The organism is Streptomyces rectiverticillatus (genome assembly GCF_013394065.1).
Taxonomy (GTDB): domain Bacteria; phylum Actinomycetota; class Actinomycetes; order Streptomycetales; family Streptomycetaceae; genus Streptomyces; species Streptomyces rectiverticillatus.
In genome coordinates this window covers 5156310-5178333 of the sequence record NZ_CP040752.1, presented here as the reverse complement: position 1 = coordinate 5178333, position 22024 = coordinate 5156310, and the positions used below count along the sequence as shown (strand labels likewise).

At 72.7% G+C, this 22024-nt stretch carries 11 protein-coding genes; 7 read left to right on the top strand and 4 right to left on the bottom strand.

Annotated features, from left to right (window positions below):
- Positions 1-303: 303 nt before the first annotated feature.
- From FGW37_RS22755 to FGW37_RS22745, 3 genes are all read right to left on the bottom strand, one after another.
- The gene (locus FGW37_RS22755; protein WP_425506579.1) at positions 304-933 is read right to left on the bottom strand and encodes an ATP-binding protein; all 630 of its coding nucleotides are present in this window, start codon (positions 931-933) and stop codon (positions 304-306) included.
- 188 nt (positions 934-1121) lie between these two features.
- Positions 1122-1889, bottom strand: coding sequence for an enoyl-CoA hydratase/isomerase family protein (locus FGW37_RS22750; protein ID WP_179082742.1), 768 nt, complete (start codon positions 1887-1889; stop codon positions 1122-1124).
- A gap of 117 nt (positions 1890-2006) precedes the next feature.
- On the bottom strand, positions 2007-3179 hold the full coding sequence (locus FGW37_RS22745) for a L,D-transpeptidase (RefSeq protein WP_179084860.1): 1173 nt from the start codon (positions 3177-3179) through the stop codon (positions 2007-2009).
- A gap of 474 nt (positions 3180-3653) precedes the next feature.
- Here FGW37_RS22745 and glgX point away from each other — a divergent pair, with 474 nt between their 5' ends.
- From glgX to FGW37_RS22725, 4 genes are all read left to right on the top strand, one after another.
- Positions 3654-6059: a glycogen debranching protein GlgX gene (glgX, locus tag FGW37_RS22740; protein WP_425506578.1), complete on the top strand. Its 2406-nt coding sequence runs from the start codon at positions 3654-3656 to the stop codon at positions 6057-6059.
- A gap of 34 nt (positions 6060-6093) precedes the next feature.
- Complete coding sequence (locus FGW37_RS22735) at positions 6094-7971, top strand: ABC transporter ATP-binding protein (protein WP_179082741.1); 1878 nt, start codon at positions 6094-6096, stop codon at positions 7969-7971.
- Positions 7968-9833: an ABC transporter ATP-binding protein gene (locus FGW37_RS22730; RefSeq protein ID WP_179082740.1), complete on the top strand. Its 1866-nt coding sequence runs from the start codon at positions 7968-7970 to the stop codon at positions 9831-9833. The genes FGW37_RS22735 and FGW37_RS22730 overlap by 4 nt, the downstream gene beginning before the upstream one ends.
- 424 nt (positions 9834-10257) lie before the next feature.
- Positions 10258-12552: a M4 family metallopeptidase gene (locus FGW37_RS22725; RefSeq protein ID WP_179082739.1), complete on the top strand. Its 2295-nt coding sequence runs from the start codon at positions 10258-10260 to the stop codon at positions 12550-12552.
- A gap of 151 nt (positions 12553-12703) precedes the next feature.
- Here the strand turns inward: FGW37_RS22725 and glgP are convergent, their stop codons facing one another.
- Positions 12704-15331, bottom strand: a complete 2628-nt coding sequence (glgP, locus tag FGW37_RS22720) for an alpha-glucan family phosphorylase (RefSeq protein ID WP_179082738.1) — start codon at positions 15329-15331, stop codon at positions 12704-12706.
- Between the two features lie 717 nt (positions 15332-16048).
- Between glgP and FGW37_RS22715 the strand changes: the two genes are divergently transcribed.
- From FGW37_RS22715 to FGW37_RS22705, 3 genes are all read left to right on the top strand, one after another.
- Positions 16049-18046 carry an alpha-1,4-glucan--maltose-1-phosphate maltosyltransferase gene (locus tag FGW37_RS22715; protein WP_179082737.1) on the top strand — a complete coding sequence of 666 codons (1998 nt, stop codon included), beginning with the start codon at positions 16049-16051 and terminating at the stop codon, positions 18044-18046.
- Positions 18043-19776, top strand: a complete 1734-nt coding sequence (gene treS, locus FGW37_RS22710; RefSeq protein WP_179082736.1) for a maltose alpha-D-glucosyltransferase — start codon at positions 18043-18045, stop codon at positions 19774-19776. Before FGW37_RS22715 ends, treS begins: the two co-directional genes overlap by 4 nt.
- Before the next feature lie 323 nt (positions 19777-20099).
- Entirely contained in the window at positions 20100-21737 is a 1638-nt protein-coding gene (locus FGW37_RS22705) for a maltokinase N-terminal cap-like domain-containing protein (protein WP_179082735.1), read from the top strand.
- Positions 21738-22024: the final 287 nt, after the last annotated feature.

The window sequence follows — 22024 nt, the reverse complement described above, 5'->3', positions numbered from 1 at the left end:
TAAGTGCTTCCGCTGATCCATTCGAAGAATTCAAGGCACGTGGCCCACCTCACCTTTGATTACAGAGAGAAATGGGCAGCCTTGCCCGAATTGAACAAATAGCCGTTTTGGCTGGAACGCGCCCCGTCTGCCATAGTCGGAAGCCACGACCCTCATTGACCCGAGCCAGGTCGTCATCCGCCGCGGAACACACCCCATCTCCGCGGCGCCCGAAGAGGCCCCCGCCCCGTCGCATGCCGACGGATGGGGGCCTCTTCGTTTCGGGCGTACGGGCGGGGGCCGCCCGGATGCCGCCCGGGAGCCTCAGCGGTCGGCGACCCGCATCTCGAACCAGGTGGTCTTGCCGCGCGCCAGCAGGTCCACCCCCCAGCGGTCCGAGAGCTTGTCGACGAGGAAGAGCCCCCGGCCCGTGACATCGAGCTCGTGCACGGGCATCAGGCAGGGCAGCCCCCGGGAGGGGTCGCGGACCTCTATGCGGAGCCAGCCGCGCCGGCGCAGCATCCGCAGGCCGAAGTAGCGCGCGCCGGTGTGACGGACGGCGTTGCCGACGAGCTCGGAGACCAGCAGGACGGCGTGCTCGGTGAGTTGGCCCGAGAGGCCCCACTGGCGCAGGACCACGGACTGGGTCAGCCGGCGGGCCGCGACGGCCGACTCGGGGCGGGAGGGCAGGCGCACCTCGCCCTGTGTGGGGTTGCCGAACAGATCGAGCGCTTTGAGCGCCAGCTCATCCTCCACGGTCGGCGACCAGCGCACAGCGGCCGTGCCGGCCCGCTGCCGTGGCTGCTCCGTTTCCTCCAGGCCCGCCATGCCCCCATCATGGCCGCCGCAAGCACGCCCGGGGCTGGAACGAAGGGATTCACCTGACCGGAATGACTCCCTCCAAGCCCGTGCGACGACATATGCCAAGGGCAGGGAATCGGCCCGGAAACCCATACTGACCTGCGGCGACCACAGGGGCCGCAAAGATCGCCCGAAACGGCCGGAGCGGCGGTTCCGCGCGGTCGCGTACTGCGCGTAATTCCCCCACAAGAGGCACCCGGGGGTGGACACCGGCACGACCGCGCGTCAACGCCGGGGGGCGGCGGCGGCCCGCTCCGCAGCCGCCGCCAACCGGCCGCACATCAGACGAACTTGGCCTTGCCCGGCCCGTCCTCGACGAAGCTGCGCATACCGATCTCCCGGTCCTCGGTCGCGAACAGGCCCGCAAACCAGTTCCGTTCGATGGCGAGGCCCGTGTCGATGTCGGTCTCCAGGCCGGCGTCCACGGACTCCTTCGCGGCGCGCAGCGCGAGCGCGGGGCCGGCGGCGAGCCGGGCGGCCCACGCGTGCGCCTGCTCGTACACCTCGGCGGCGGGCACGACGCGGTCGACCAGGCCGAGCGCGAGCGCCTCGTCGGCCTTGACCTGACGGCCGGTGAAGATGAGGTCCTTGGCCTTGGACGGGCCGATCAGCCGCGCCAGGCGCTGGGTGCCGCCCGCGCCGGGGATCAGGCCGAGCAGGATCTCGGGCTGGCCGAGCTTGGCGTTGTCGGCGGCGATCCGGAAGTCGGCGCAGAGCGCCAGCTCGCAGCCGCCGCCGAGGGCGTAGCCGGTGACGGCGGCGACGACGGGCTTGGGGATACGGGCGACGGCGGTGAAGGAGTCCTGCAGGCCGCGGGAGCGCGCCACCATCGCGGCGTGGTCCATCTTCTGCATCTCCTTGATGTCCGCCCCGGCGGCGAACACCTTCTCCCCGCCCCACAGCACGACGGCCCGCACGTCCTCGCGGCGGGTCGCCTCCTCGGCGAGCTCGCGGATCCGGTCCTGGGCGGCGATGTCGAGCGCGTTCATCGGCGGACGGTCCAGGCGGATGGTTCCGACGCCCTCGGCAACCTCAAGATGCACAGTCATGGCACCAGGTTAGTGACACGGGGGTTCGACGGCTCCCCCCGATCGGGCCCGGAACGCCGAGCGGCCCGGACACTCGGTCACGAGTGTTCCGGGCCGCAGGCCGTGTGCGAAGGGCCGTCAGCCGGCCTGGGGGCTGCTCTTGCCCCACTCGGACCACGGCATGTTCCAGCCGTTGAGGCCGTTGTCCGGCTTGATCGTCTTGTCGTCGGAGTTCTTGACGACCACGACGTCACCGATGAGGGAGTTCTTGTAGAACCAGGCCGCCGGCGTGTTCGGGTCGCCGCCGCCGCGCTGGTCCTCCAGGCCCACGCAGCCGTGGCTCGCGTTCTCCGAGCCGAAGGTGGAGGAGCCGGACCAGTAGTTGCCGTGCAGGAAGGTGCCGGAGGTGGACAGGCGCATCGCGTGCGGCACGTCCGGGATGTCGTACTCGCCCTTGCCGTCGTTCTTGGTGAAGCCCACGGTGGCGCCGTTCATGCGCGTCACCTCGTGCTTCTCGCTGATGACCATCTGACCGTTGTACGTGGGGTTGGCGGGGGCGCCGGCGGATATCGGGATGGTCTTGACGACCTTGCCGTCCCGCTCGACCGTCATCTGGTGGGACTTGGCGTCGACCGTGCTGACCTGGCTGCGGCCGACGGTGAACTTCACGGTCTTCGACTGCGAGCCGTACACGCCCTTGCGGCCCTGGACGCCGTCGAGGTTCAGGTCGACCGTCACCTTGGTGCCGGCCTTCCAGTACTGCTCGGGCCGGAAGTCGATGCGGTCGTTGCCGAACCAGTGGCCCTTGACCTCGACGGCCGGCTCGGTCTTCACCTTGATGGCGCGCTCGACGGCCTTGGGGTCGGTGATGCCGCGGCTGAAAGTGACCGATACGGGCATGCCCACGCCGACCGTGCTGCCGTCCTCCGGCGTGAAGTAGCCGACGAAGGTGTTCTGCGGGGTGAGCGTCGTGAACGACGCGTGCTTGGCCGACGGGCGGCCGTCGTCGTCCTCGGCCAGGGCGTCGACCGTGTACTTGCTCGACGCACCGAGGTGGGCGGTGGGCTCCCAGGCCGCGCCGTCGCCGGTGATCCTGCCCTCGACCGTGCGGCCCTTGGCGTCGGCGACCTTGACGGAGGTCAGCTTGCCCTTCCGGGCGGTGACCTTGAGGGCGCCGGACGTCGCGACGTCCTTCGTGCCGTCCTCCGGCGCGATGGACACGACGGCCTCCGACGGGCCGTCCGGAACCTTCTTGGCGCCCTTCTTCTTCCCGTCGTCGTCACCGCCGCCACAGGCCGTGACCAGCAGCATCAGTGCGCCGAGAAACAGCGCCAACAGACCCCTGCGCCGGGCTGCGCGCCCTCTCGGTATCAGCTGCACGTTCACAATCGGTTGTCTCCCCTCGCACGGCCCGCGGCCACGCGGCGCCCCCGAAAGCGCGGCTCACGCGCTGGCGATAGATAACCACAGGGCTCCTGCGCCGCCGTCCCGTGGAATGTCACCGTTCGGTCCCAAATGGGAACGGTGGTACGAGACATGCGGTGAAGGTGATCCCCGTGGCTGAAGGTGAGCATCATAATCCGGCCACCTGCGTGCTCCGGCCCGGGGGCGGCCCGCTGCCCGCAGGCGGGCAGAGGGCCTGTGCCGCCCGGCCCGGCGCCCGATCACCCGTGTGAGCGCACGCGTGGTTCTGGGCAGAACTGGGGGCAAGGACGGAACCGCCGCCGCCCGGCACGGGACGCCGGGCGCCCGGCGCGCTGCCCGCGAGCCGCCGGAGGCGAAGACGTGTCGAGCGCACCCGAGCAAGAGGCGGAGCGGGGGGACGAGTTCGGCGGCCGCCGGACCCGGCACCCCGAGGACGACCGCACGGCCGGACGGCCCGCGGGGGCCCCGGGCGCCGCCGTCAACGGACGCCGCCGACCGGAGCCGGCCCTGCGGCCGCTGCCCGGCGCCACGGTGTGGCCCGGCAGCCCCGAGCCGCTCGGCGCCCGCTTCAGGACCGCCCCCGACGGCACGGCGGGGACGAACTTCGCCCTGTGGGCCGGCGGGGCGGAGGCCGTCGAGCTGTGCCTGTTCGACGGCGGAGGGGAGGGCGGCCCGGACGGACCGCCGCAGGGCGAGACACGGCTGCCCCTGACCGAGCTGACGCACGAGATATGGCACGGCTTCGTGCCCGGGGTGCTGCCCGGCCGCCGCTACGGCTACCGCGTCCACGGCCGCTGGGACCCCTGGACGGGCGCCCGCTGGAACCCCGCCAAGCTCCTGCTGGACCCCTACGCCCGCGCCGTGGACGGCGACTTCTCCCTGCCCCCCGAGGTGTACGGGCACGTGCGGGACTGGCCCCAGCAGCACGTCGCCGACACCGTCCGCGACGAGCGCGACTCGGCCCCGTACGTTCCCAAGGGCGTGGTCGTCGCGGACGGCGACGACTGGGCGGACGACCACCGGCCCAAGACGCCCTGGCCCGACTCCGTCATCTACGAGCTGCACGTGCGCGGCTTCACCAAGCGCCACCCGGGCGTCCCCGAGGAGCTGCGCGGCACCTACGCCGGGCTCGCGCACCCCGCGGCCGTCGAGCACCTGGTGCGGCTCGGGGTGACGGCCGTGGAGCTCCTCCCGGTGCACCAGTTCGCGCACGAGGACCACCTGCTGCGGCGGGGGCTGCGCAACTACTGGGGCTACAACTCCATCGGCTACTTCGCCCCGCACGCCGCCTACGCGGCGTCCGGGACCGACGGCCGGCAGGTGGGCGAGTTCAAGCGCATGGTGCGCGCCCTGCACGCGGCGGGCCTGGAGGTCATCCTCGACGTGGTCTACAACCACACCGCCGAGGGCGGCGAGCTGGGCCCCACGCTGTCCCTGAAGGGCATCGACAACCGTCGCTACTACCGGCTCCAGGGCGACCAGCGCCGCTACGCCGACTACACCGGCTGCGGCAACACCCTGCACGTCGTCCAGCCGAACGTCCTGCGGCTGATCACCGACTCCCTGCGCTACTGGGTGACGGAGATGGGCGTCGACGGCTTCCGCTTCGACCTGGCGGCGGCGCTCGCCCGCTCCATGCACGACGTCGACATGCTCTCGCCGTTCCTGGCCGTCATCGCCCAGGACCCCGTGCTGCGCCGCGTCAAGCTCATAGCCGAGCCGTGGGACGTGGGCGCGGGCGGCTACCAGGTCGGCTCCTTCCCGCCGCTGTGGACGGAGTGGAACGACCGCTACCGCGACGCCGTCCGGGACTTCTGGCGCGGCGCCCTGCCCGACGTGCGCGACCTCGGCTACCGGCTCTCGGGCTCCAGCGACCTCTACGCCTGGGGCGGCCGCCGCCCCTACGCCTCCGTCAACTTCGTCACGGCCCACGACGGCTTCACCCTGCGCGACCTGGTCAGCTACGAGCACAAGCACAACGAGGCCAACGGCGAGGGCAACCGCGACGGCACCGACGGCAACCGGTCGTGGAACTGCGGCGCGGAGGGCCCCACGGACGACCCCGCGGTGCGCGCCCTGCGACGGCGCCAGCTGCGCAACCTGCTGACCACCCTGCTGCTGTCGACGGGCGTGCCGATGCTCGTCGCGGGCGACGAGATGGGCCGCACCCAGGGCGGCAACAACAACGCCTACTGCCAGGACAACGAGACCAGCTGGACCGACTGGTCGCTGCTGGAGGAGCCGGGCTGGCGCGCCCTCGCGGACCTGTGCTGCCGGCTCCTCGCGCTGCGCCGCGCCCACCCCGTCCTGCGCAGCCGCTCCTTCTTCTCGGGCCACCCGCAGAGCGCGGACGGGCTGCGGGACCTGGCCTGGTTCACGGCCGGGGGCACGGAGATGACGCAGGCGGACTGGTACGCGCCGGCGGCCACGCTCGGCATGTACCTCTCGGGCCGGGACATCCCCCGGCGCGGGCAGCAGGGCGAGCCGGTCACGGACGACAGCTTCCTGGCCGTGCTGCACGCGGGCCCGGCCGACGCGGGGTTCACCCTGCCGGGGCCGCCGTGGGCGGAGGGCTACGAACTGCTCGTGGACACCGCGCGGGAGGAGCAGGGGGCGGCACCGGGCGAGCGCCGGGCGGCGGGTGCGCGCATCACGGTGGGGGCGCGCTCGGTGCTCCTGTGGCGGGTGACGAGGGAGCGGGCGGAAGCAGGACCGGAGGCTCCAATTCCGAAGCCCCGTAAGGCCCTAGGCACAAAAACCGAGTGAGCGGTGTCAGTGGTGAACCGTAGTCTCGGTCGTGATGACCGATACCCCTGAAGCCCACCGCCCGCCCGAGAGACGGTCCGCCGTCCGTTCGCTGCTGCGCCTGTGGCCCTACGTGCGGCCGGTGCGCAACACGATGATCACCGGCGCCGCGGTGACCGTCGTGGCGTCCTGCGCCAGTCTCGTCATTCCGCTCGCGCTCAAGTGGATCGTGGACGGCCCGGTCGCCGGCAAGGACCCCTCGGGGGTGTGGCTGGGCGGCGCGCTGGTGCTCGTGCTCGGCGTGCTGGAGGCGTCGCTCTTCGCGCTGCGCCGCTTCCTCGTGGCGCGTCCGCTGGCGAAGGTCGAGGCGGACATGCGGGCGGACCTCTACGGGCACCTGCAGCGGCTGCCGGTCTCCTTCCACGACCGCTGGCCCTCCGGGCAGCTGCTCTCGCGGGGCACGACGGACCTGATGCTGCTGCGCATCTTCCTGGCCTTCCCGCTGACGTTCATGCTGGTCAACGGCGTGACGATCCTGGTGGGCTTTATCGTCCTGCTGGTGCAGCAGTGGACGCTGGGGCTGGTGCTGCTCGCCCCGGTGGTGCCGCTGGTGATCCTCTGCACGTATTTCGAGGAGCGCTACTCCCGGGCCGCGCGCACCGCGCAGGACCAGTCCGGCGACCTCGCGACGGTCGTCGAGGAGAGCGTCCTCGGCATCCGCATCATCAAGGGCTTCGGCCGACACCGCGGCCAGGAGCGGGCCTTCGATGCCCTCTCAGGCCGGCTGCGCGGCACCGAGCTGGGCAAGGCGCACCTGCTGGGGATGCTCTGGGCGGTCATCATGAGCCTGCCGGAGCTGGCGATCGGGGCGGCGCTCGTCCTCGGCGTGCTGCAGGTCGCCGACGGCGGGCTCTCGGCCGGCACGCTGGTGGCGTTCCTGTCGACGGCGCTGGCGCTGCGCTGGCCGGTGGAGTCCTTCGGCTTCCTGATCGCGATCGCCAACGAGTCGGCCACGGCCGCCGACCGCTACTTCGAGGTCATGGACGTCCCCGCCCCCGCCGAGCCGGCCTCCGGGAAGGCCGGCGCCGCCGCGTCCTCCCCGCGCGCGGAGGGAGCCCCGCCGGACGGGCGGGCACCGCGGAAGGAGCCCGGCGGGCTGCGCCTGGAGGGCGTCGGCTTCCGCTACGCCGACGCCCCCGCGGACGCCCGGCCCGTCCTGCACGGCGTCGACCTACACATCCGGCCGGGCGAGACGATGGCCCTCGTCGGCACCACGGGCAGCGGCAAGACCACCCTGACCGCCCTGATCCCCCGTCTCCACGAGGCGACGTCCGGCCGGATCACCCTGGACGGCGAGGACATCGCCGCCATGCCGCGCGAGCGCCTGCGCGAGCTGGTCTCCGTGGCCTTCGAGGACCCGACGCTGTTCTCCGCGAGCGTCGGGGAGAACGTCCTGATGGGCGCCGGCGCCGGCCGGGAGGCCGATCTGGCCCGCGCCCTGGAGGTCGCCCAGGCCGGCTTCGTGCACTCCCTCCCCGAGGGCACCCGCACCCAGGTCGGCGAGCAAGGCCTGAGCCTGTCCGGCGGGCAGCGCCAGCGGCTCGCGCTGGCGCGCGCCGTCGTCGGCGACCCGCGCTTCCTCATCCTGGACGACCCGCTCTCCGCGCTCGACGTGCACACCGAGGCCCTGGTCGAGGCAGCCCTGCGCGAGGTGCTGGCCACCACGACCGCCCTCGTCGTCGCCCACCGCCCCTCCACGGTCCTGCTGGCCGACCGCGTGGCCCTGCTCTCCGGAGGACGCATCACCGCCGTCGGCACCCACCACGAACTGCTGCGCACCAGCCGGGAGTACGCCTCGCTCATGGCGGGCGACGAGGACCGGGGTGCCGCGGCGGACCGGACGCACGCACGGCACGAGGGAGGCCTGCGATGACCACCACCGCACCCGACCGCACCACAGCCGACGACGAGCGGACCGACCCCGCGGCGGGCGCCGCGGAGGAGGGCGACCCGTTCGACAAGGACGTCCTGCCCGCCCCCAAGGGCGCCTCGCGCGCCCTGCTGCGCTCGCTGCTCGCCCCGGCGCGGGGCCGCGTCCGGCTCACCGTCCTCGTCATGCTGCTCCAGCAGGCGGCCGTCCAGTCGGGGCCGCTCCTCGTGGCGTTCGCCATCGACCGGGCCGTGCCGGCCGCCCGCCGCGGCGACTACGGCCCGCTGATCGCCGTCGGCACCGCGTATGCGGTGAGCGCCCTGGCCGCAGGCCTGCTGCAGTACGTCTTCGTGCGGCTGTCCGCGCGCATCGGCCAGAACGTGCTCCTCGACCTGCGCGGCCGGATCTTCCGCCACGCCCAGTCGCTCAGCGTCGACTTCCACGAGCGCTACACCTCCGGGCGCCTCATCTCCCGTGCGACCACCGACGTCGAGTCGATCCGCGAGCTGATCAACGACGGGCTGCAGGAGCTCATCGGGGTCTGCCTGGCGGTCGTGTACATCTCGGCCACCCTGCTCTACCTGGACTGGGGCATCGGCGCCGTCGCCGTCCTCTCCTTCGTCCCCCTGCAGCTGCTGATGCGCTCCTACCGGCGGCGCGCACACGCCGTCTACCGCGAGCGCTCCACGGCCATCGCCTCGGTGATCGTGAAGTTCACCGAGACCATGAACGGCATCCGCCCGGTCCAGGCCTTCCGCCGGGAGCGCGCCAACGCCGCGCACTTCGCGGAGCTCAACGACCGGCACCGGCACACGAACACCCGGGCGCTGCTGGAGATGGCCCGCTACGTCTTCCTCTCCCGCCTCGTGGCCAACGTGGTGCTGGCCGCCGTCGTCCTCTGGGGCGCCTACCGGGTGGCGGGCGACGGGCTGGAGCTGGGCGTGCTCGCCGCGGCGGTGCTCTACCTGCGGCGGCTGTACGACCCGATCGACCAGCTGGCGATGTTCCTCAACTCCTACCAGTCGGCCGCGGCCTCGCTGGAGAAGATCGCGGGACTCCTCGCCCAGCGGCCCGGCGTGCCCGAGCCCGCCGAGCCGCGCGCGCTGCCGGAGCGGCGGACCGGGCTGCCCGGCCGCGAGGTCGTCTTCGAGGGGGTGCGCTTCGCCTACCGCACGGGCGGCGAGGTGCTGCCCCGCTTCGACCTGACGCTGCGCGCCGGGCGGACGGTCGCGGTGGTCGGCTCGACGGGGGCCGGCAAGTCCACCCTCGCCAAGCTCCTGGCCCGCTTCTACGACCCCACCGAGGGCCGGGTGCTCCTCGACGGGGTGCCGCTGGACGCGCTCGCCGTGCCGGAGCTGCGGCGCGGGGTGGTCATGGTGACGCAGGAGGCCTTCCTGTTCTCCGGCACCGTCGCGGAGAACATCGCCATCGGCCGCCCCGGGGCCGGCCGGGAGGAGATCGAGCGGGCGGCGAAGGCGATCGGCGCCCACGACTTCATCACCGCCCTGCCGGACGGCTACGACACCGACGTGCGCAAGCGCGGCGGCCGGATCTCCGCCGGGCAGCGCCAGCTGGTCGCCTTCGCGCGGGCCCTGCTCGCCGACCCGGCGGTGCTCATCCTCGACGAAGCCACGTCCTCGTTGGACATCCCGGGCGAGCGGGCGGTGCAGCGTGCGATGGCCACGGTGCTGCACGGCCGTACGGCGGTGGTCATCGCGCACCGGCTGTCGACGGTCGAGATCGCGGACCGCGTCCTGGTGATGGCCGACGGCCGCGTCGTGGAGGACGGCTCCCCGGCCGAACTGATAGCGGGCACGGGCCGCTTCGCGGACCTGCACCGGGCCTGGCGCGACAGCCTGGCCTGAGGGTCCGGGCCGGGCGCGTGGCGGCTGCGGCAGGCACCGCCCGCACCGCTATGCGGACCTCGTTCTTTCGTCAACGGACGGATTCCGGCCAACTTGCCTCCGGAGTCCTGACACGTACATGCCTGCGATGGCACTCTTCCCTCCACCGACGCGCGGCTCCCCCACGGCACGGCCGCCGGGCGTCGGCCTCGCTCCACCGGCACGTTGCATCGCCTGCTGTCCCCCGAGGCCCCACGCCTCCCACCCCCGCCCCGCGGCACCGACCGGCAGCACCCGGCGGCCACCGCACACGGGGAAGCGCAGCGCTCCACAACGTTTCACCGCACCCGCCGGATTCATCGGACCGGAGCATCGGACGGGATCCATCGGCCCCCAGCTCCACCTGTTCTGTTCTGCCTGATCTGCCCTCGCAGAAGGAGTCAGCGTGAGACCCACCCCCCAGAAGAGAGCCGTCGCCGCCGGCGCACTGGTCGCCGTCTCGGCGATGCTCGCCGTCGGCACCCAGACCGGGACCGCGGCCGCCCGTACCGACGACGGAGCGGGCAGTGCACCGCGCAAGGTCGTCGCCAAGGCGGACCCGGGCGCGATGCCCGCCAAGCTCACCCCCTCGCAGCGCGCCGAGCTGATCCGCCAGGCCGACGCGGCCAAGGCGGAGACCGCGCGGACCCTGGGCCTCGGCGCCAAGGAGAAGCTGGTCGTCAAGGACGTCGTCAAGGACGTCAACGGCACGACCCACACCCGCTACGAGCGGACGTACGAGGGCCTGCCGGTGCTCGGCGGCGACCTCGTCGTCGACGCCACCAGAGGCGGCAGCGTCAAGAGCGTCGCCAAGGCGACCAAGGCGCGGATGACGATCGCGACGACCACTGCGTCCTTCTCGGCGGCCGCCGCCGAGAAGGAGGCCGTGAAGGCCGCGGGCGCGCAGGGCTCGAAGGCCGGCAAGGCCGACCGGGCGCCCCGCAAGGTGATCTGGGCCGCGAGCGGCAAGCCGGTCCTCGCCTACGAGACCGTCGTCGGCGGCCTCCAGGAGGACGGCACGCCCAACGAGCTGCACGTCATCACCGACGCGCGGACGGGCAAGAAGCTTTTCGAGTTCCAGGGCGTCAAGCAGGGCACCGGCAACAGCAAGTACAGCGGCCAGGTGAATATCGGCACCTCGCAGTCGGGCGGCTCCTACCAGCTCAACGACCCCTCGCGCGGCGGCCACAAGACCTACAACCTCAACCGCGGCTCCTCCGGCACCGGCACCCTCTTCACCGACGCGGACGACGTCTGGGGCAACGGCACCACGAGCGACGCGGCCACCGCCGGCGTGGACGCGCACTACGGCGCCCAGCTGACGTGGGACTACTACAAGAACGTGCACGGGCGCAGCGGCATCCGCGGTGACGGCGTGGGCGCGTACAGCCGGGTGCACTACGGCAACAACTACGTCAACGCCTTCTGGTCGGACGACTGCTTCTGCATGACGTACGGCGACGGCTCCGGCAATGCCAAGCCGCTGACCTCGATCGACGTGGCCGCGCACGAGATGACGCACGGTGTCACCTCGGCCACCGCCAACCTCAACTACGCGGGCGAGTCCGGCGGGCTCAACGAGGCCACCTCCGACATCTTCGCCGCCGCCGTGGAGTTCTGGGCGAACAACCCCAACGACGTGGGCGACTACCTCGTCGGCGAGAAGATCGACATCAACGGCAACGGCACCCCGCTGCGCTACATGGACAAGCCCAGCAAGGACAGCCGCTCCAAGGACGCCTGGTACTCGGGCATCGGCGGCATCGACGTGCACTACTCGTCGGGCCCCGCCAACCACTGGTTCTACCTCGCCTCCGAGGGCAGCGGCGCGAAGGTGATCAACGGCGTCTCCTACGACTCGCCGACCTCCGACGGCCTGCCCGTGACCGCCATCGGCCGCGACAACGCCGCGAAGATCTGGTTCAAGGCGCTGACCGGGCGCATGCAGTCCACCACCAACTACGCCGGTGCGCGCGACGCGACGCTGTGGGCCGCCGGCGAGCTCTTCGGCGTGGGCAGCGAGACGTACAACAACGTGGCCAACGCCTGGGCGGCCATCAACGTCGGCAGCCGGGCGACCCCCGGGACCGGGGTCAGCATCACCGCGCCCGGTGACCAGACGAGCATCGTGAACACCGCCGTCTCCCTGCAGATCAAGGCCACCAGCAGCAACTCCGGTGCCCTGAGCTACTCGGCCACCGGCCTGCCCGCGGGCCTGTCGATCAACGCCTCCACCGGTCTGGTCTCCGGCACGCCGACCGCCACCGGCACCAGCAACGTCACCGTCACGGTCAAGGACTCCGCCGGCAAGTCCTCGAGCGCGTCCTTCAAGTGGACCGTGAACACCACGGGCGGCGGCAGCGTCTTCGAGAACACGACCCCCGTCGCGATCCCGGACGCGGGCGGCGCCGTGACCTCGCCGGTCGTCGTGACCCGCAGCGGCAACGGCTCCTCCGCCCTCAAGGTGGACGTGAACATCACCCACACCTACCGCGGTGACCTGCGGATCGACCTGGTCGCGCCGGACGGCAAGACGTGGCGGCTGAAGGACTCGGACGCCTGGGACTCCGCGGCGGACGTGAAGGCGAGCTACACGGTCGACGCGTCGGGCGTCTCCGCCACCGGCACGTGGAAGTTGCAGGTGCAGGACGTGTACTCCGCGGACAGCGGCACGGTCAACAGCTGGAAGCTGAGCTTCTGAGTTCTCCGTGCGCCCCGTAAGGGGCGCGGGGAACTGCGCGACCAGCCACGCACGAACCGCAAGACAGCAGCGGACTCCCCTTGAACCGGGCGCCGTCCGGGGTGAGCTCGACTCCCCCGGACGGCGCCCTACGCACGCAGCCCGCACGGGCTCAGCGCAACAGCACCCCCGCCGCCTCGCCCGTCGCCTCCGACGGCAGCGTCACCAGGCCCATCTCCGCGCCGCTGGACAGCAGCCGGTGCGAGGGCAGGATGCGGACGGTGTAGCCGAAGGGGCCCGTGCGGTCGAGGGTGAGCGGCCCCTCGTACAGCCTGCGGCCGTCCAGGGCGGGGCCGCCGGCCGGCTTGAGGGGGAACGTAGCCGTCCGGCTCAGCCGGTCGGTGGGGTCGACCCGCCCGGCCACGGCCTGCACCTCCACGTCCGCCGGGTCCAGCGAGCCGAGCGTGACGCTCACCCGCAGGGAGACCGTGGAGCCCAGGGTCGCGGTGCCGTTGAGGGCGGTGTCGGCGACGGCCTCCACGTGGTCGACGGCCACGCCCGGCCACCCGGCCCGCACCCGGGCCTTCCAGGCGGCCAGCTCGCTCGCCGCGGCGGGGGTGAGGGCCCGCTGGGCCTCGGCGGCGGGGGCGTAGAGCCGCTCCACGTACTCGCGCACCATGCGCCCGGCGAGGACCTTCGGGCCGAGCGTGGTCAGCGTGCGGCGCACCATCTCGATCCAGCGGCCGGGGAGCCCGCCCTGGGTCCGGTCGTAGAAGCGCGGGGCCACCCGCCGCTCCAGCAGGTCGTAGAGGGCGGCCGCCTCCAGGTCGTCGCGGCGGTTGTCGTCCATGGCCGCGCCGTCGGCGGTGGGGATCGCCCAGCCGAAGTCGGGCTCGTACCACTCGTCCCACCAGCCGTCGAGCACCGAGAGGTTGAGACAGCCGTTGAGGGCGGCCTTCATCCCCGAGGTGCCGCAGGCCTCCAGCGGGCGCAGCGGGTTGTTGAGCCAGACGTCGCAGCCGGGGTAGAGCCGCTGGGCCATGGCCATGCCGTAGTCGGGCAGGAAGACCAGGCGCCGGCGGACGCGCGGGTCGTCGGCGAAGCGCACGAGCTCCTGTACGAGGCGCTTGCCGCTGTCGTCTGCGGGGTGGGCCTTGCCGGCGACGACGATCTGCACGGGCCGCTCGGGGTGCAGGAGGAGCTCCATGAGGCGGTCGCGGTCGCGGAGCATGAGGGTGAGGCGCTTGTAGGAGGGCACGCGGCGGGCGAAGCCGATGGTGAGGACGCCGGGGTCGAGGACGCCGTCGATCCAGCCGAGCTCGGCGGTGCCGGCGCCGCGCTCGCGCCAGGCGGCGCGCAGCCGCTCGCGCACCTCCTCGACGAGCTGTTCGCGCAGGGTGCGGCGCAGCTCCCAGATGTCGGCGTCGGGGATGCCGGCGACGGCGTCCCAGCGCTGGGAGCCGCCGACGGCCAGGGCGTCCTCGGCGCGGCCGGCGCCGACCCGGCGGGCGCCCAGGCGCATCACCTCGGGGGCGACCCAGGTGGGGGCGTGGACGCCGTTGGTGACGGAGTCGATGGGCACCTCCTCGGCGTCGAAGCCCGGCCACAGGCCGGCGAACATCTGCCGGCTGACCTGCCCGTGGAGGGTGGAGACGCCGTTGGCGCGCTGTGCGAGCCGCAGGCCCATGACGGCCATGTTGAAGAGGTTGGGCTCGCCGCCGGGGTAGGTCTCCAGGCCCAGTTCGAGGACGCGTTCGACGTCGATGCCGGGCAGTTCGCCGGCGGCGCCGAAGTGGCGGGCGACCAGCTCGCGGTCGAAGCGGTCGATGCCGGCGGGCACGGGGGTGTGGGTGGTGAAGACGGCTCCGGCGCGGGCGCACTCCAGGGCGGCGTCGAAGTCCAGTCCGCCGTGCACCAGTTCGCGGATGCGCTCCAGGCCCAGGAAGCCGGCGTGGCCCTCGTTGGTGTGGAAGACCTCGGGTTCGGGGTGGCCGGTCAGGCGGCAGTAGGTGCGCACGGCGCGGACGCCGCCGATGCCCAGGAGCATCTCCTGCAGCAGCCGGTGCTCGCCGCCCCCGCCGTAGAGCCGGTCGGTGACCTCGCGCTCGCCGGGGCCGTTCTCCTCGACGTCGGAGTCCAGGAGCAGCAGCGGCACCCGGCCGACCCGGGCCTGCCAGATGTAGGCGCGCAGGGAGCGGCCGCCGGGGAGGGCGAGGGAGATGCGGCTGGGGTTGCCGTCGGGCTCGCGCAGCATGGTGAGCGGGAGCTCGTTGGGGTCGAGCAGGGGGTAGTGCTCCTGCTGCCAGCCCTCGCGGGAGAGGGACTGGCGGAAGTAGCCGTGCCGGTAGAGCAGTCCGACGCCGATGAGGGGGACGCCGAGGTCGCTGGCGGACTTCAGGTGGTCGCCGGCGAGGATGCCGAGCCCGCCGCTGTACTGCGGGAGGGCCGCGGTGATGCCGAATTCGGGCGAGAAGTAGGCGATGGCGGCGGGCAGCCCCTCGGGCTGCTCCTGGTACCAGCGCCGGCCGGTGAGGTAGTCCTGCAGGTCGTCGGCTGCGGCGGCGAGCCGGCGGCGGAAGCGGCGGTCGTCCGCGAGGGCCGCGAGCCGCGCCGCGGGGACCGAGCCCAGCAGCCGCATCGGGTCGCCGGCGGCGGCCCGCCAGCCCTCGGGGTCGACGGCCTGGAAGAGCTCACGGGTCTCGGGGTGCCAGGACCAGCGCAGATTGCGCGCCAGCTCACTGAGCGGTCGTAGGGGCTCCGGCAGAACGGGGCGCACACTGAATCGACGAATGGCCTTCACCCCCACGACGGTAGCGGGGACGCCCGGGGGCTTCGTGGCGCTTCGCGGCAACTGCCTGCTCCTGGCAGGTGCAGGCGGGAAGTGCGCCCCCTGGGGCGGTCGTCGGAGCCCCGGCTGCCGCCCGGTGCGCCCGGTACACCCGGCGGACGGGTGCATGGCCGGGAACAGCGTCCGTATGGTGGACGGTGGGGAGAAGCGGACCGCACGCGTCGGCCCCGCGGCTGATGCACCCGTACGAGGCGTAAATACGCCGCGCGTACAGCAGGAACGGCGGCGGCCGGTTACCGCTACGGCCTTCGACGGCCGGAACGCAGCGCCATTCCCCCGTCTGGCCGCCGGTTACCCGGTTTTCGCGCATTGCACACGATCGGCCCAACGGGGAGACTTCGTACGGGTGACGGCGTGCCGACCATCCTCCCCACCGGGTGCCACGGGAACTACGCACCGGTAGGTCCCACGGTGCGGGCATGCCCGGCCGGGACCGGTGGGAAAGCTCAAGCGGTATGCAGGGAGTCGCAGTCCGCCGCCGCCTCGTGTACGCGTCCCACGCCCTTCCGCACGTCTTCCGCACCCACCCGAGTGAACGCGGTCAGGAGCAGTCATGCCCGCACCCGGCCGACCGCCGGCGGAGCAGATAGAAAGAGCAGAACTCGCCGGACCCACCGCTTCGCCCCACCCGTACCGCCCTCCGATTCCGTCGAACTTCCAGGTGATCCCATGATCGGTCGTATCCCCGTCCTGGACCTCGGGCCGCTCGTGGACTGCGGCCGCCGGCCGGTCAAGGCGGTCGCCGGCGAGACCTTCCAGGTCACCGCCACCGTCTTCCGCGAGGGCCACGACGCGCTCGGCGCCAACGTGGTGCTGCGTGACCCGGCGGGCCGCAGCGGCCCCTGGACCCCCATGCGCGAACTCGCGCCCGGCACCGACCGCTGGGGCGCGGAGGTCACCCCCGGATCGGAGGGGCGCTGGACGTACGCGGTGGAGGCCTGGAGCGATCCGGTGGCGACCTGGCGGCACCGGGCCTCGGTGAAGGTCCCGGCCGGGATGGACGTCCAACTCGTCCTGGAGGAAGGGGCATTGCTCTACGAGCGCGCCGCCGCCGGGGTGCCGAAGAAGGAGGGCCGCGAGGCGGTGCTGGCCGCGGTGGACGCGCTGCGCGACCCGGGCCGCCCGCCCACCGCGCGGCTCGCCGCCGCCCTCGCGCCGCCCGTCACGGCGGCGCTGGCCGAGCACCCGCTGCGCGAGCTGGTCTCCGCGAGCCGCCCGGTGCCGGTGCTGGTGGAGCGCGAACGGGCCCTGTTCGGCTCCTGGTACGAGATGTTCCCGCGCTCGGAGGGGGCGACGCCCGCGGAGGGGCGCCGGCCCGCCCGCAGCGGTACGCTCCGCACCGCGGCCAGACGGCTGCCGGCCGTCGCCGCGATGGGCTTCGACGTCGTCTACCTGCCGCCGGTGCACCCCATCGGCACCGCCTACCGCAAGGGCCCCAACAACGCGCTCACCGCGGGCCCGTACGACGTCGGCAGCCCCTGGGCGATCGGCTCGGCCGACGGCGGTCACGACGCCCTCCACCCCGACCTCGGCACCTTCGAGGACTTCGGCCACTTCGTCGCGCGCGCCCGCGAGCTGCGCATGGAGGTCGCCCTCGACTTCGCCCTGCAGTGCTCCCCGGACCACCCCTGGGTCGCCAAGCACCCCGAGTGGTTCCACCACCGCGCCGACGGCACCATCGCCTACGCCGAGAACCCGCCCAAGAAGTACCAGGACATCTATCCCCTGGCCTTCGACGAGGACTTCGACGGGCTGGTCCGCGAGAGCCTGCGGGTGCTGCGGTTCTGGATGGAGCACGGCGTACGGATCTTCCGCGTCGACAATCCGCACACCAAGCCCGTGGCGTTCTGGGAGAAGGTGATCGCCGAGATCGGCCGCACCGACCCGGACGTCGTCTTCCTCGCCGAGGCATTCACCCGGCCCGCGATGATGCGCACGCTCGGCGCGATCGGCTTCCAGCAGTCCTACACCTATTTCACCTGGCGCAACACCAAGCAGGAGCTCACGGACTACCTCACCGAGCTCTCCGGGGAGGCGTCCGCTTTCATGCGGCCCAACCTCTTCGTGAACACCCCCGACATCCTGCACGCCTATCTGCAGAACGGCGGGCGGGCCGCCTTCGAGGTGCGCGCCGTGCTCGCCGCGACGCTCTCGCCGGCCTGGGGCATGTACGCCGGATACGAGCTGTGCGAGAACGCTCCGGCGCACCCCGGGAGCGAGGAATACCTGGACTCGGAGAAATACCAGCTGCGCCCGCGCGACTGGGACGCGGCCGAACGCGAGGGCCGCAGCCTGGCCCCGCTGATCACCTTGCTGAACCGGCTGCGCCGGCGCCATCCCGCCCTGCAGCGACTGCGCAACTTGCGTTTCCATTACGCCGACAACGACGCCGTCATCGCCTATTCCAAGCGGGCGGGCAGCTCGTGCGTACTCACGGTCGTCAACCTCGACCCCCACCACACCCAGGAGGCCACGGTCTCGTTGGACATGCCGGAACTCGGCCTCGCGTGGCACGAGTCCGTCCCGGTGCGCGACGAGCTCACCGGAGAGACCTATCACTGGGGCAGGGACAACTATGTGCGCCTCGAGCCGGGCCGTTCCATCGCGCCCGCGCACGTGTTCTCGCTGCGACCGTCCTCACCGATCGGAGGGTCACCCACACCATGATCGTCAATGAGCCCGTCCCCGATACCTTCGAGGACACTCCCGCCAAGGACCTGGATCCCGACTGGTTCAAGCGCGCCGTCTTCTACGAGGTGCTCGTCCGGTCCTTCCAGGACAGCGACGGCGACGGCATCGGCGACCTCAAGGGTCTGACCGCCAAGCTGGACTACCTGCAGTGGCTGGGCGTCGACTGCCTGTGGCTTCCGCCGTTCTTCCAGTCGCCGCTGCGCGACGGCGGCTACGACGTCTCCGACTACACCTCGGTGCTCCCGGAGTTCGGCGACCTGGCCGACTTCGTGGAGTTCGTGGACGCGGCGCACCAGCGCGGCATGCGCGTCATCATCGATTTTGTCATGAACCATACGAGCGATCAGCACGAGTGGTTCCAGCAGTCGCGCAACGACCCCGAAGGCCCCTACGGCGATTACTACGTCTGGGCCGACGACGACAAGAGGTATCCGGACGCGCGCATCATCTTCGTCGATACGGAGACCTCGAACTGGACCTTCGACCCGGTCCGCAAGCAGTACTACTGGCACCGCTTCTTCTCCCACCAGCCGGACCTCAACTACGAGAACCCGGCCGTGCAGGAGGAGATCCTGGCCGCGCTGCGGTTCTGGCTGGACCTCGGTATCGACGGCTTCCGGCTGGACGCCGTGCCGTACCTCTTCGCGGAGGAGGGCACCAACTGCGAGAACCTTCCGCAGTCGCACGCCTTCCTCAAGCGCGTCCGGGCCGAGATCGACGCCCATTACCCGGACACCGTGCTGCTGGCCGAGGCCAATCAGTGGCCCGAGGACGTCGTCGACTACTTCGGGGACTACGAGACCGGCGGCAACGAATGCCACATGGCCTTCCACTTCCCCGTGATGCCGCGCATCTTCATGGCCGTGCGGCGGGAATCGCGCTACCCGGTCTCGGAAGTCCTGGCCAAGACCCCGGCCATCCCGTCGCGCTGCCAGTGGGGCATCTTCCTGCGCAACCACGACGAGCTGACGCTGGAGATGGTCACCGACGAAGAGCGCGACTACATGTACGCGGAGTACGCCAAGGATCCGCGGATGCGCGCCAACATCGGCATCCGCCGCCGGCTGGCCCCGCTGCTCGACAACGACCGCAATCAGATCGAGCTGTTCACCGCACTGCTGCTCTCCCTGCCCGGCTCGCCGATCCTCTACTACGGCGACGAGATCGGCATGGGCGACAACATCTGGCTCGGCGACCGCGACGGCGTGCGCACCCCGATGCAGTGGACGCCCGACCGCAACGCCGGCTTCTCCTCGTGCGATCCGGGCCGGCTGTACCTGCCGACCATCATGGACCCGGTCTACGGCTATCAGGTCACCAACGTCGAGGCCGCGATGAGCAGCCCCTCGTCGCTGCTGCACTGGACCCGCCGGATGATCGAGATCCGCAAGCAGAACCCGGCCTTCGGGCTCGGCTCGTACACCGAGCTCACCTCCAGCAACCCCGCCGTGCTCGCGTTCCTGCGCGAAGTGCGGCTGCCGGGGCAGCGGGAGGACGACCTCGTGCTGTGCGTGAACAACTTCTCCCGCTTCGCACAGCCGACCGAGCTCGATCTCCGGGCGTTCAGCGGCCGGCATCCCGTCGAGCTGATCGGTGGGGTGCGCTTCCCCGCCATCGGCGAGCTGCCCTATCTGCTGACCCTGGCCGGTCACGGCTTCTACTGGTTCCGGCTCCGCCGTGCCGCGCCGCCGCAGGCCGGCCACTGAGGGCTCTCCCGTGCGCGCCGGCGCCCGCCGGCCCGTCGCGCACGGGCGGTTTTCCCCCGCGAACCCTGGGCACCCTCACTACTACGCACGGGCCGGGCCGAACGGATCGCTTCCGCTTCGGGACCGCCGCGGGGCCGCTGCCCGGCCGCCGCACGCCCGCACCAGGGGCCGCAGGCGCCGACCGAACGGACGATCCTCGCCCGACACCCCCCCGCCTCCGGCGGGGGACCCCAGCACCGCGCACCGGTCAATGCCGCAATCCGGGACCGCGATCCGGGACACTTTGCCCCATATGCCGTGCCCCGGGGAAAGGACGCGACGCCATGTCGGACGCTGCACCGTCCCGCCGGAGCACCGGACGCCGGGACACCGGACGGAAGGGGGGCGCCCCCGGTCCGCTGCTGTCCTCGGTCCGCGCCGCTCCCGCGGCCCACGCACCGGGCCAGGAGGCCGCCGATGCGGGGCTGCTGGGCTCGCTGGTGCCGCTGCTGTCCGAGTGGCTGCCCCGTCAGCGGTGGTTCGCGGGCAAGGGCCGCCCCATCACCGGCTTCACGCTCGTCGCCGCCACCGAGCTGCTGCCCCACCACACCGGCGCCACCGTCCCCGGCGTGCTCCACCTGCTCGTCCGCGCCCAGCAGCCCGGCGCCCCCGCCGCCGGCCGGCCCGCGGACGCCCCGGGATCCGCCGCCCCCGTCGTCCACGCCGGCACCGACGACTGCTACCAGCTCCTGCTCGGCGTCCACGACGTCCTGCCGCCACACCTGGCTCCCGCGCTCATCGGCCGCCCCGTCGGCGGCCCGCTGCACGGCCGCGCCGTCTACGAGGGCCTGACCGACCCCCGGCTGGCCAGCCTGCTGCTGGAGCGGCTGCGGCTGCCCGGCCGGCTCGGGCCGCTGCGCTTCAGCCGCGAGGAGGGCGTCGTGATCGGCGCCGGGCTCGCCCCCCGCCTCATCGGCGCCGAACAGTCCAACTCCTCGGTCGTCTACGGCGAAACGTATATCCTCAAGCTCTTCCGCCGCGTCTGCCCCGGCACCAACCCCGACCTCGAACTCCCCCGCGCCCTCGCCGGCACCGGCTGCGCCCGGGTGCCCGCCCCCGCCGCCTGGTTCGAAGCCGTCGTGCCCGGCGCGGGCAACGAACCCATGACGCTCGGCGTGCTCCAGCCCTACCTGCCCGGCTCCGCCGACGGCTGGCAGCTGGCCCTCAGCGCCCTCGCCGTCCGCGCCGACTTCACCGCCTCCGCCCGCGCGCTCGGCCACGCCACCGCCGAAGTACACGGCGCGCTCGCCGAGGCGCTGCCCACGGTGGTGCTGCGCCGCCCCCAGCTCGAACACCTCGCCGCCGCCATGACCCGCCGTCTGGACGCCGCCGCCGACGCCGTCCCGGCGCTGCGCCCGTTCCGGGCCGCGCTGCGGGGCGCCTACGACGACCTGGCCGCGCTCGGCCGCGCCGGGCGCACGTGGCGCGCCCAGCGCATCCACGGCGACCTCCACCTCGGGCAGGCGCTGCGCACCGCCGAGGACGGGCGCTGGGCCCTGATCGACTTCGAGGGCGAGCCGGCCCGGCCGCTGGCCGAACGCTCCCGGCCGCAGCCGACCGCCCGCGACGTCGCCGGCATGCTGCGCTCCTTCGACTACGCGGCGGCGGTCGGCCGGGCGAGCGGCACCAGCTGGTCGGAGCGCGCCCGCGCCGCGTTCTGCGAGGGCTACGGCTCGGTGCACGGCGATCCGCGCGAGGATCCGCAGCTGCTGCGCGCCCACGAGACGGACAAGGCCGTCTACGAAGTCCTCTACGAGGCCCGGCACCGCCCTGACTGGCTCCCGGTCCCGATGGCGGCCATCCGCAGGCTGGCGGAGCCGGCGGGGGGCGCGGGCGGCCCCGCCGCCGCGGGCCCGCCGGGCCGGCGCACGGCGCCACCGGCGGAACGCACGGCCCCGGCGGAAAGGGGGCGGACCCCGTGACGCCCCGGCTCGGCGGGCGCCCGCCCCCGCACTCCCGCCGCGACGGCGCGCGACCAGGGCGGTGGAGCCCGGCGGTGCCCGGCCGGCATCAGGCGGTCCTGCACCGCCGGGACGCACCGCAGTGGCTGATCACCGCTGCGGCGGAGGGACCTGGCCGGCGCCGAGGAAGCCGGCCCGTGCGCACGGCGCCGCGCCGCCGCGCCCCTGTGACCACCCGTTCCCGTAGCACGGAAGCCGCTCCCGGCGGTGCCGGTCGGGAGACTTCGAGGAGGACCGAACCGTGACCG